Below are 10,841 nucleotides of genomic sequence, written 5' to 3'. Positions count from 1 at the left end.
TGACTGTCGCGTGTGGACGCAACAGCCGTCATTGGCAGACTCCGATCAGGAAAGGGGAATGGACTGCGAATGGCGGAACACGTTCAGCGGATCCCACCGGCGCTTCGTCGCGCGCAGAGCGGGAAACGCGTCCTTGTAGTACAGGCGGCCCCAATGCACGCCTGAGCTGTTCCACGCGGGGTCGGACAGGTCGACGTCCGCGTAGTTGACGAAGCATCCGTCGGTGACCTCGTTGGAGACCGGGACACCGCCGGTGCCTGCGTAGAGGTCGCGGTAGAACTCGCGCACCCACGCCATGTTCGCGGCGTCGTCGGCGGCGTCGTTCCACAGCGACACGACCTGGTGCTTGATGATCGAGTCGCGCTGCTGGGACGCGGTCGCCGTGGACGACACCGCGTTCACCTGGCCGCCGTACGAGGCGATCATCATCAGCGCACCGGCGTTGGCGAAGTCGGTGCGCGTCAGGTGCCGGTGCATCACCTTGATCTGGGCCTCCGGGTAGGAGCGCCGCAGGTAGGTCGACTTGCCCTTGAACCTGGTCGTCGAGTCCGGTCCGGTGAACCCGCCCCAGGTGGTGGCCTGCAGCCACGGCACGGTCCGGTGCTGCATCACCTTGGGCGCGGGCAGCCCGGCTCCGACAGCCCGGATGTACGCGGCCAGCATGCCTTCCGCGTTCGGCTGGCCCGCGTCGACGGACGTGTCGAGCACGATGCTGCCGTTGCTGCGGTGGAACGGCTTGAGCTGGCTGAAGAGGTGGCGCTCCGGCGAGTTCGGCGCGCTGTGGCGCTCGTGCCAGGTGCCGTGGTTGCGCATCAGCGTGGCGAACGCGGCCTCGTCGATCTGCTCCCACGGCCACACGACCTCGCTGATGATCAGCGAGCTGGGCGGGGACGGCAGCGCCTTGGCGGGGTCGCGGCCGTCCGAGCCCGGTGAACGGAACCAGTAGCGCGTGACGACGCCGAAGTTCCCGCCGCCGCCACCGGTGTGCGCGAACCACAGGTCGCGGTTGGGGTCGTTCGCCTCGCGGGTCGCGACCACGACCCGCACCTCGCCGGACGCGGTCACGTGCACGACCTCGACCGCGTACAGGTGGTCGATGCTCAACCCGTTGCGGCGGGACAGGCTTCCGTAGCCACCGCCCGCGAAGTGACCGCCGGCCGCGACGGTCGGGCAGTTGCCCGCGGGCACGACCACGCCCCACCGCCGGAACAGCTGGCGGTAGACGTGCCCGAGCTGCGCGCCGGGTCCGATCGCGAACGCCCCGCGTTGCGCGTCGAACTCGACTTCGTCCATTGAGGACACGTCGATGACCGTGCGCACGGCGGCGTTGGTGACGAAGTCCTCGTAACAGTGGCCGCCACTGCGCACGGCGATCTGCTGGCCGTTGCGCAGCGCGTGGGCGACGGCGGCGACGACCTGCTGGGTCGACGTCGCGATCACCACTCGGTCGGGACTGCCGTTCAGCCGCTGGTTGGTGCCCTTCGCGAGGCTCGCGAACTGCGGGTCGACGGGCGTGACGACGGTGGCCGCGGTGTCCTGCCGGGACACCGGGTCCGCCAGCGCGGTCGCCGCGGGTGTCAGTGCGAGTGCGGGCACAGCCGCCAGCCCCGCACCGAGCACGCTGCGCCGGGACAGCGTTGCAGGGGCGTGCTTGTATGCCATTGTGTGAAAGCTCCCCAGGAACGGGCGCGTTCGAGCGCCATCACAGGAAGTGTGGAAGGAAGAAGTGGTGGCAGTGCTGGGAAAGCTGTCTCAGCTCAGCACGGCTGCCACCGGCGCGCGGACGTTGCGCGCTCGTAGGGCAGGTTGCCGTCGGGCATGCATATCAGCTCCATCTGCATGCCGAACGGACTGGTGAAGTAGACCCAGCGGTCGCCCGCGATGGGCCCCGTGGTCACCGTCTCCGGTGTGCCCATGACGTGCACGCCGTCCTGGTGTGCCAGGAACTCCGCGGCGCGGTCCACATCGGTGACGGCGAACGCGAGGTGGTGCCCACCGACGTCGTGGTTGCCCGGCGGCACTCCCGGCAGCGTCGCCGGAGTCAGCTCGACGAGCGGGCCGTTGCCGAGGCGGTGGACAGTGCCGTGAGCGGCCCCCATGCCGATCACGGACGTCAGAAACCTCTGTGCCGCAGGCAGGTCTGCGACGGTGTACCTCATGCCGACGACGTCGACCGGCAACCGCGGGTCGACCGCGGTGTCCTCGACGACCTCGAACGTCAGCCCGAACTCGGTGCGGCAACGGAGGAGCCGGCGTTCGTCGTCCTCGACGTCCAGCCCGGCCAGGCGCATCCGCGCGGCGAAGACCGGCAGGTTCGCGACGGCGAGCAGCAGGCACGACGCCCCCGGCGCGCCCGGTTGCGGAGCGGTGCGGCTCGCGCCGCGACAGGTGTACTCGAACACCTCGAAGTTGAGGCGTTTCCCCAGACGGATCATGGCGATCCGGGCACTCGCCTCGGCGGGAACGCCGAGCTTGCGAGTCATCCAATCGCCGGTGGCATCGGCGATCGGGCCCTCGCGGTAGCACTCCTGACCGCCCAGCTCGGCGGTCAGGAATGCGACTGCGGCCTCCAGATCGGAAACCGTGCTCGCGAGGTGATCAACGGCGACCGCGCCAGGCAGGGTCGCCTGCGGTAAAGCGCTTTCCGCAGTGTCCATCCCACGCACAGCAATCCCCCCGGATCAGACTCAGGTTGTCACAGCGCGCTGCCGCCGGTGGCGTCGATGACCTGGCCGGTGACCCAGCCGGACGCATCGCTCGCCAGGAAGCCGACCACCTCGGCGACATCCGACGGCTGACCGACCCGGCCCAGCGCGGACAACTCCGCCGCGGACTGCTGCGCGGCGTCGTTGCCCCTCAGCCACGCCGCGTTCAGGTCGGTGTCGATGATACCCGGAGCCACCGCGTTGACGGTGATCTTCCGCGGACCGAGATGCTTCGCCAGCGTCAGCGTGAACGCGTCGATCGCACCCTTGGTCGCGCTGTAGCCGATGATGTCGGTCAGCGCGATGCGCGTGGCACCGGACGAGATGTTGATGATGCGGCCACCGTCGTTCTGCCGCTCCAGCCCCAGCTTGGTGACGAAGAACGGCGAGCGCACGTTGATCACGAGCTGGCGGTCGAACTCGGCCGGGTCGGTCTCCTCGATCACGCCGCGCACGGTGACGCCCGCGTTGTTGACCAGGATGTCGAACTTGCCGTCCATCCCGCGCTCACGGGACTTCTCGTCGAACGCCGCCCACAGCGCCGCCGGCCCTTCGGTGTCGGCCAGGTCGGCCTGGATCGCGAACGCGTTGCCCCCGGCGTGCTCGATCTTCTTGACGATCTCCTCCGCAGCCGCCGCGTCGCGCCCGTAGTGCACGGCGACAGTCGCACCGTCGGCAGCGAGCTTCAGCGCGATCGCCGCGCCGATCCCCCGGCTGCCGCCGGTGACGACAGCGACTTTCCCCTCGGACACCGTGTATCCTCCAATCTGTAGCGATCGCTACAGATAGTCGTGCGAGGTGAGACCCCGTGTCAAGCCGGTCCGGTGAGATCGGGCTCACAAAAGTTGAGGAGGGTTGACTCATGGCCAGGTCTGGCCCGAGGACGTTCGACCGCGACGCGGCACTGGAGGCGGCCACACTCGTCTTCTGGGAGCACGGCTACTCGGGCACGTCGATCTCCCAGCTGACAGCGGCCATGAAGATCAACCCACCGAGCCTGTACGCGGCGTTCGGCGACAAGCGCGCCCTGTTCACCGAGGTGGTCAACCGCTACAACGCGACCTACGGCCGGTTCATGGCGGACGCGTTCGCCGAGGAGACCACCGCGACGGGCCTGGTGCACCGGCTGATCATGGGCGCGGCCGAGCACTACGCCGAGGGCAGTCACCCGCCGGGTTGCCTGGTCATCGCCGCGGCCGCCAACAACTCCCCCGGCAACGCCGAGGTGAGCATCGAGCTCGCCGACCGGCGCAACGCGAACCGCGACCTGCTGCAGTCGCGCATCGCCGACGCGATCCGCTCCGGCGAGCTGCCCGCGGACACCGACGCGCGGGGACTCGCGACCTACGTGGTCGCGGTCATCCAGGGCATGTCGCAGCAGGCGCGGGACGGGGTGAACACCGAGACGCTGATGGCGGTCGGCGAGATGGCACTGCGGACGTGGCCGGTGCAACCCATGTCGGCTGCCGGTCGCCGCGGCTAGAAAACGCTGCCGCGAGCTGCGAAAACGTCCTCGACGGGGTGCGACGCGCCGAGGGCGAGCCGCAGCAGCACACGCGCCTTGCGGGGACACAGCCAGCCCGCCATGACGGCACCGCGCTTGATCAGGTCCGACTCGGACCCGGTGAAGCCGTACGTGGTGCGCAGCGTGGTGCCCGCGCCGGTCCGCGTCGCGACGACGACCGGGAACCGGGCCCGCGAGATCGCCTCGGCCATGCCCTCGGAGACGTGCCCGGCGCCCGTCGCCGCGACGACGACTCCGCCGACGTTGAGCCAGTCGAGGAGCGAGCCGTCGTCGTCCAGTGTCGCCTCGACGAGCTGGACGGCGGGCACGTCCTGCGGGCGCGGCAACGCGGGCAGGCGGTGCGAGGGGTGGAAGTAGTGCGGGTGGCCTTCGACGACGAGGCCGAGCGGGCCGGGGAACGACTCGAACGCGCTCGGCAGGCTGCTGTGCGCCTTGCGGAGCCAGCGGGCGGCGTGGATCTCGTCGTTGATCACCAGCAGGGCGCCGCGGCCGCGCGAGTTGGCGGCGCCCGCCACCACGACGGCCGCGGCCAGGTTCGCCGGGCCGTCGGCGCCGGGCAGGCCGGGGTGTCGCATGGCGCCGGTGACGACGACGGGTTCGTCGTGCGGCCACAGGCAGTCGAAGAAGTACGCGGTCTCTTCGAGGGTGTCGGTGCCCTGGATGATCACGACGCCGCCGGCGCCGCCGGAGACCTGCTTGTCGGCCCAGTCGAACGCTTCCAGCAACGTGGTGAAGGTGAGCGAGGCGCCGGGGATCGTCGCCAGGGTGGCGATCTCGCCCACGTCGAGGCCCTGGACCAGGTCTTTCGCGCCGAGTGTCGGTGACACCGCGCCGGAGCCCGTCATCGTGATCGTGCCGCCGAGCGATGCCACCGCCACCTGTGAGCTCATGAGCCCACTCTAGGGTCACTGGCGCCAGTAGGTGATGTTGCGGAAACGGGCCTCCGCGCGGCCGCTGCCGTGGTGGTAGACGCCGTTCTTGAAGTGGCGGGTGGCCTTGCCGCGGTCGGACACGGTCGCTTTCAGAGCGCCGTTCGCGTAGACCTTGATCTTGCCGGTGCCGCCGGCGACGGCGGAGTGCTCGACGCGGATGCGGATCCAGGTGTTGTAGATGTTCTGAGCGATCACCGTGCTCGTGTAGTACCGGAGCGTGCCGCCGTTGGCGTTGCTGACGTTGAGCATGAAGTCGGTGGCCGGGGTGCCGGGATCGCCGCCGCGCACGCGCAGGATCTGCATGACGGTGGGGCCGTTGACGCCGCTCGGCACGTAGATCTCGCCTTGCCAGGCGTGCTGGCCGCTGGAGTACTCCTGCTCCCACCGCATCTCGGTGCGCGGGTCGGTCTTGCTGCCCTCGCTCATCGGCTCGTCCGTGTCGTACACCCACATCGAGTGGACGCCGCCTTCGTACTTGTAGCGCGCGCTCTGCGGCAGGTTCCACGGCTTCTGGATCTTGTAGGTGAACGGTGTCTCCGTCCACGCCGGTGCCGCCTGCGCGGGCGTCGCGAGCAGGGCGACGGCGGGCAGGGCGAAGAGGGAACGACGGGGCAGGGTCACGGAAGCCTCCGGCCTCGGTTAGTGGTCTGGACCAGGATCTCCACACCGGGGCCGGGCTCCGCAATCACCGAAATTCCGGTCAGCCGAACCGGGCGGCGAAACGCTCGCGCAGATCGGCGTAGTCCCAGGCGGGGAACAGCTCCGGGAAGTGGTCGAGCATCGCACCGAGGAACTCGCCGCCCGGCTCCGGCAGACCGGAGCCGGGCGCGGTCCGCCACAGGCAGGCCAGCTCGGTGATCCGCGGGCTGTTCACGCACAACTCCGCCTGAACGTCTGCCCCAGCTCACCGATCGCGGACCGGTCCACTCCCAGCTGGGACTGGAGCAGCCGTTGCTCGATCGGAGTGGGAGGTCGCACGGGCCGACCACATCCGGGTCACTGGCTCCAGTAGGTGATGTTGCGGAAACGGGCCTCCGCGCGGCCACTGCCGTGGTGGTAGACGCCGTTCTTGAAGTAGCGCGTCGCCGGGCCCTCGTCGGGGTGCGTCAGTTTCAGGGCGCCGTTGTAGTAGGTCTTGACGGTGCCCCGGCCGCCCGCGACCGCGGTGTGCTCGACGCGGATCCTGAACCACTTGTTGTAGATGCCGGTCGCGATGACCTGGTTGCTGTCCTTGCGCAGGGTGCCGCCGTTGATGTTGGCGACGTTGAGCATCACGTCGGTGGCGCGGGTGCCGTCGGGCCTGTTGCCGCGCAGGATCTGCACGACGGTCGGGCCGCTCACGCCGGCCGGGACGTAGATCTCGCCCTCCCAGGCGCGCTGGCCGCTGGAGTACTCCTGGTTGAAGCGCATCTCGGTGCGCGGATCCGTTGGGCTGCCTTGGGTGTGGGGCTGGTCGTAGTCGTAGACCCACATCGTGTGCACGCCGCCTTCGTACTTGTAGCGCGCGCTCAACGGCAAGTTGTACGGCTTCTGCATCGTGTACGTGTACGGCGTCGAAACCCATTGGGCGGACGGCGGCTGAGCAAGAGCCTGACCCGCCGGGGCCACGATCAGGGGTGTGGCGAGGGCGAGGGCGAGCACGGAACGACGTGGGTGGAGAGCAGGGGTTTCCACGGTGAATCCCTCCGACCTTCGATAAGTGGTCTGTACCACTGTGGCGGCACGAAGGCGGAGGGATCAACAGCTGGGCGAAGTTCCGGAACGAGATTCAGATGCCTGAACGGAGCTCGTCGAACGTCGGGAACTTCGTGGCGATGTCGCTGCCGGTGAAGTTGCCGATCCAGCCGTCGTCGTCGTGGAAGAAGCGGATCGACACGTAGTCCGGCGTCGTGCCCATGTCGAACCAGTGCGTCGTGTTCGCCGGGACGCTCAGCAGGTCGCCCGCCTCGCAGAACACCGCGTACACCTTGTCGCCGATGTGCAGGTAGAAAACGCCTGCGCCACGGGCGAAGTAGCGGTCCTCGTCGTCGTCGTGCGTGTGCTCGGCGAGGAACTTGTTGCGGAACTCGACGGCCTTCGCGCGGTACTCGTCGGTGTCGGCCGGCGTCATCTCCATCGCGTCGACGTAGGTGTAGCCCTCCGTCTCGCTGACGCGGGCGATGTCCTTCTCATACACCTGCAAGGCGTTCTCGGCGGTCACACCGTCCACAACGGACCACCGGTGGAAGCGCACGCCGTGCTCCTTGAGCGCGGTGGCGATCTCCTCGGGGTCGGTGGTGCGGACGAGGGTCTCCTCCGGGCCGGAGTCCGGCCACACCGTCAGCAGCGTCATGAGTGCCTCCCCGTAAAGATGTCTCGCGTCTCCACCTTGAAGCGCAGCAACCACTCCAGGCATTCCAGGCGGTGCCGGGCCTGCATCAGGTCGTCACCCCAGACGTACACCCCGTGCCGTGCGACGAGCAACGCCGGAACGCCAGGATCGAAGCCCTTCTCGAACGCGTCGCCGAGCTCGACCATGTCCTGCGAGTTCGGCACGACCGGGATGACGATTTCCTCGTGGGCCTGCCGTCCGAAACCCTTGAGCATTTCGAGGTCTTTGAGCACCACGCCGTCCGGCCAGTGCTCCGCAGCCACGACCGGTGCCAGCGCGTGGACGTGCACGACCGCGCCCGCCCCGGCGACCCTGGCGATCCTGGCGTGCAGACCGGCCTCCGCGGACGGGATCTTGTCGGAGTCGACGGCGAGGCCTTCGGAGTCGATCACCACGCTGTCCTCCGCGGTGATCTCGCCCTTGTCGACGCCGCTGACCGTGACCGCGAGGCGCAGCGGATCCCGTTGCAGCACCACGGAAAGGTTGCCCGAGGTGCCGCGCATCCAGCCCATCCGGGCGTACCGGACGCACTCGCGGGCGAGCTCTGCCGTCACGAGAGTTCCCACACGGTCGGGTGCGGCGTGAAGTCGGCGTTGCCGTACGGCTCACCGGCGCGCGCGACACCGACCGTCTTCCAGCCCGCCTCCTGCGCGGCGTGCAGCTCGGCCGGGACGTCGCTGTAGAACGTGATGTCGTCGCTCTGCAGCACCGCGGCGATCTTGCGGTACGACTCGGCTTCGCGCTTCGGGCCGGCGTTGACCGTGTCGAAGTGGTGCTCCAGCAACGGGGTCAGGTCGCCGTCGGTGGTGTGCTTGAAGAACGCGATCTGGCCCGCGACCGAGCCGGACGAGAAGATCGCGAGCTTCACGCCGTCGTCGTGCCACTTGCGCAGCGCGGGGACGACGTCGGGGAAGAACTCCGCGACGAGGTCGCCCTGCGCGTAGCCCTGCTGCCAGATGAGGCCCTGCAACGTCTTGAGGGGCGTGACCTTCTGGTCGGCGTCCATCCAGTCGTGCAGCGCCTTGACGACGTCGTCGTGGCCGGCGAGTTCCTTGATCTGCTTGACGGCGTCGGCGACCACGGGGTCGTCACCGTGCTCCTCGATCCAGGGCCCGAGCCTCGGCCGGGCGTAGTCGTACAGGACGACCAGCACCTGGTCCGTCGCGCTCAGCGTGCCCTCGATGTCGAGCACGACCCACTTGCTCACCGCTGTTCTCCCTCGTAGTACTTGTCCAGCTCCCCGGCGCCGAACACCCCTCTGTCCGTCACCACGTCCGTGACGAACCGCGGCGGCGTGACGTCGAACGCCGGGTACAGCCCCTTCACCCGCGGCGTGGCACTCGGTCTGCCGAGCACCTGCAGCACCTCCGCGCCGTCGCGGTGTTCGATCGGCACGTCCGCCGCGGTCGGCGCCTGCCGGTCCGGTGCCTGCACCAGGGCGTGAAACGGTACGCCGAACGCGTGGGCGGCCACGGCCAGCCCCAGTGTGCCGACCTTGTTGACGACGTGCCCGTCCATGGTGACCCGATCGGCCGCCGTGACCAATGCGTCGACCTCACCGGATTGCAGCACGGCCGCGCCCATGCCGTCCGTGATGAGCGTCGTGTCCACGCCCATCTCGATCAACGTCTCGGCGGTGAGCCGGGCTCCCTGCAGGTAGGGCCTGGTCTCGGTGCAGAAGAACCGGAGCTTCTTGCCCTGCTGCTGGGCGGCTCTGACCGTTTCGGTCAGGTAGAGATCGGCCCAGCAGTGGGTGAGCACGGTGGCTTCGTCCGGCAGCAGGTTCGCGGTGTGCTCGCCGAGCGCCTGGCTCTTCGCCCGGTACACCGCGTCGCCGTTGTGCGCGCCCTGCAAGGCGCTCCGGACGTCCTGGGCCTCGTCGACGGCGTCGAGGACGATCTTGGTGGCCTTGCGCAGGGCGTTGTTGGTGCGCCGGGTGTTCTCAAGCAGCTGTGCGGTCCTGGCGAGCTCCGCGCGGGCCTGGGCGAAGGGCTTGTCCTCCAGGGTCCTCGCCTTGAGCACCATGCCGTAGAGGACCGCGAAGTACGGGCCGGAGGACTGGGTGACCATGTCCTCGATGGCCCGCGCGACGTCCTCGACGGTCCGGCAGAGCACCCAGGTGCGTTCGAACGGGAACTCGCGGCGGTCGAGGATCAGCACGCCGTCGTCGGTGAGCTTGACCGAGTCGGCGAGCACCGGCTGCATCAGCTGTACCCGGTGTGGGCGGGACGGGCACCGGTGAGGAAGTGCTCGCCGACCTCGCGGGCCTTGTAGACCACCGGGTCGTGCAGCGTGAGCGTGCGGGCGTTGCGCCAGAACCGGTCCACGCCGTACTTCGCGGCCGTTCCACGCGCGCCGACCTGCTCGAAGATCCGGCTGGTGACCTCGTTGACGAGCTTGGTGCTGACGACCTTGGCCGCGGAGATGGTGACGGCGACCTCCGCTCGTTTCGCGGGCGTCAGGTGGCGGCCGAGCTCGGAGGCCTCGTGGAGCTGCCTGGCGGCTTCGTCGGCGAGCAGGCCCGCCGCCCTCGTCTGGGACACCATCTCGCCGTACGCGGCGACGATGTACGGGTCGTCGGTGGCCTGGTCGACCCCGCTGACGAACCACGGGCGGGTCTTCGTGCGGGTGTAGTCGGCGGCCTCGGCCAGCGCGCCCTCGGCGATGGCGACGTAGAGCTGGACGAGGACGAGCTGGAAGCCGATCGCGGCGAGGCTGATCCGCGGGTCCTCGTTCGCCGGCTGCACACCGAGGATCTCGGACACCTCGACGTTCTCGAAGCTCACACCACCGGACGCGGTGAGCCGCTGGCCGATGTTGTCCCAGTCGTCCAGGTAGGTGATTCCTTCCGCCTTGCCGTCGAGCAGGAAGGTGAGCTTCTCGCCGTTGTCCGTGCGGGTGGCGCTGACGACGATCCGGTCGGCCACGGACGCACCGGTGGCGAACGTCTTGCGGCCGTTGAGGAGGAAGCCGGTGCCTTTGGGCGTCAGTTCGAGGGCCGCGTCGAGGGGGTTGCTGACGCCGGCCCAGAACTGGTCCTTGGCCCGGCTGAAGGGGACGTCGAAGAGCCCGCTGCGCCAGATCTGCAGGTAGTGGTACCCGAGGAGGTGCCCGACGTTGGCGTCGGCGGCGCCGATGATCCGGTTGATCTTCTGCTGCTGAGCCCACTCCTCGACGTTCAGCAGCCCGCTCTGCCGGAGCAGCTCGACCTCTTTGGCGGGTGGCTGGTTGGCCCGGTCCCTGTCCGCCGCGTCGGACCTGAGCGTCGCCGCCACGTCGTGCGCGACGTCCAGCCAGTTCGTCATCCC

13 protein-coding genes are annotated in these 10,841 nt (G+C 69.0%); 1 reads left to right on the top strand and 12 read right to left on the bottom strand.

Annotation, left to right across the window (positions count from 1 at the left end; all coding sequences use genetic code 11):
* Positions 1-45 precede the first annotated feature (45 nt).
* From IEZ09_RS08430 to IEZ09_RS08420, 3 genes are all read right to left on the bottom strand, one after another.
* Positions 46-1,662, bottom strand: coding sequence for an FAD-binding oxidoreductase (locus IEZ09_RS08430; RefSeq protein WP_189253045.1), 1,617 nt, complete (start codon positions 1,660-1,662; stop codon positions 46-48).
* A gap of 95 nt (positions 1,663-1,757) precedes the next feature.
* Positions 1,758-2,657, bottom strand: a complete 900-nt coding sequence (locus IEZ09_RS46280) for a VOC family protein (protein WP_229812354.1) — start codon at positions 2,655-2,657, stop codon at positions 1,758-1,760.
* A 38-nt stretch (positions 2,658-2,695) separates the two neighbouring features.
* Positions 2,696-3,457, bottom strand: a complete 762-nt coding sequence (locus IEZ09_RS08420) for an SDR family oxidoreductase (RefSeq protein ID WP_229812353.1) — start codon at positions 3,455-3,457, stop codon at positions 2,696-2,698.
* Positions 3,458-3,567: 110 nt separating this feature from the next.
* Here IEZ09_RS08420 and IEZ09_RS08415 point away from each other — a divergent pair, with 110 nt between their 5' ends.
* A complete protein-coding gene (locus tag IEZ09_RS08415; RefSeq protein WP_189253044.1) occupies positions 3,568-4,188 on the top strand; it encodes a TetR/AcrR family transcriptional regulator in 621 nt (206 codons plus the stop codon).
* Here the strand turns inward: IEZ09_RS08415 and IEZ09_RS08410 are convergent.
* From IEZ09_RS08410 to IEZ09_RS08370, 9 genes are all read right to left on the bottom strand, one after another.
* A complete protein-coding gene (locus IEZ09_RS08410; RefSeq protein ID WP_189253043.1) occupies positions 4,185-5,120 on the bottom strand; it encodes an asparaginase in 936 nt (311 codons plus the stop codon). The two genes, IEZ09_RS08415 and IEZ09_RS08410, sit on opposite strands and share 4 nt — an antisense overlap.
* Positions 5,121-5,135: 15 nt before the next feature.
* Positions 5,136-5,783 (bottom strand): heparin lyase I family protein, encoded by a 648-nt coding sequence (locus tag IEZ09_RS08405; protein ID WP_189253042.1) that lies wholly within the window; start codon positions 5,781-5,783, stop codon positions 5,136-5,138.
* Positions 5,784-5,862: 79 nt separating this feature from the next.
* Entirely contained in the window at positions 5,863-6,036 is a 174-nt protein-coding gene (locus IEZ09_RS08400) for a hypothetical protein (protein ID WP_189253041.1), read from the bottom strand.
* Between the two features lie 122 nt (positions 6,037-6,158).
* Positions 6,159-6,836, bottom strand: coding sequence for a polysaccharide lyase family 7 protein (locus tag IEZ09_RS08395; protein ID WP_189253040.1), 678 nt, complete (start codon positions 6,834-6,836; stop codon positions 6,159-6,161).
* 94 nt (positions 6,837-6,930) lie between these two features.
* The gene (locus IEZ09_RS08390; RefSeq protein ID WP_189253039.1) at positions 6,931-7,494 is read right to left on the bottom strand and encodes a 1,2-dihydroxy-3-keto-5-methylthiopentene dioxygenase; all 564 of its coding nucleotides are present in this window, start codon (positions 7,492-7,494) and stop codon (positions 6,931-6,933) included.
* Positions 7,491-8,087 (bottom strand): methylthioribulose 1-phosphate dehydratase, encoded by a 597-nt coding sequence (mtnB, locus tag IEZ09_RS08385; protein ID WP_268247610.1) that lies wholly within the window; start codon positions 8,085-8,087, stop codon positions 7,491-7,493. The genes IEZ09_RS08390 and mtnB overlap by 4 nt, the downstream gene beginning before the upstream one ends.
* Complete coding sequence (gene mtnC / locus IEZ09_RS08380) at positions 8,084-8,740, bottom strand: acireductone synthase (protein ID WP_189253037.1); 657 nt, start codon at positions 8,738-8,740, stop codon at positions 8,084-8,086. Before mtnC ends, mtnB begins: the two co-directional genes overlap by 4 nt.
* Positions 8,737-9,738, bottom strand: a complete 1,002-nt coding sequence (locus IEZ09_RS08375; RefSeq protein ID WP_189253036.1) for a s-methyl-5-thioribose-1-phosphate isomerase — start codon at positions 9,736-9,738, stop codon at positions 8,737-8,739. Before IEZ09_RS08375 ends, mtnC begins: the two co-directional genes overlap by 4 nt.
* The gene (locus tag IEZ09_RS08370; protein ID WP_189253035.1) at positions 9,738-10,838 is read right to left on the bottom strand and encodes an acyl-CoA dehydrogenase family protein; all 1,101 of its coding nucleotides are present in this window, start codon (positions 10,836-10,838) and stop codon (positions 9,738-9,740) included. The genes IEZ09_RS08375 and IEZ09_RS08370 overlap by 1 nt, the downstream gene beginning before the upstream one ends.
* Positions 10,839-10,841: the final 3 nt, after the last annotated feature.

Origin of the sequence: Lentzea flava (genome assembly GCF_014648475.1) — a bacterium.
Classification (GTDB): domain Bacteria; phylum Actinomycetota; class Actinomycetes; order Mycobacteriales; family Pseudonocardiaceae; genus Lentzea; species Lentzea flava.
Note: the sequence above shows the minus strand (reverse complement) of the source record. Positions and strands in the feature narration are given on the sequence as shown.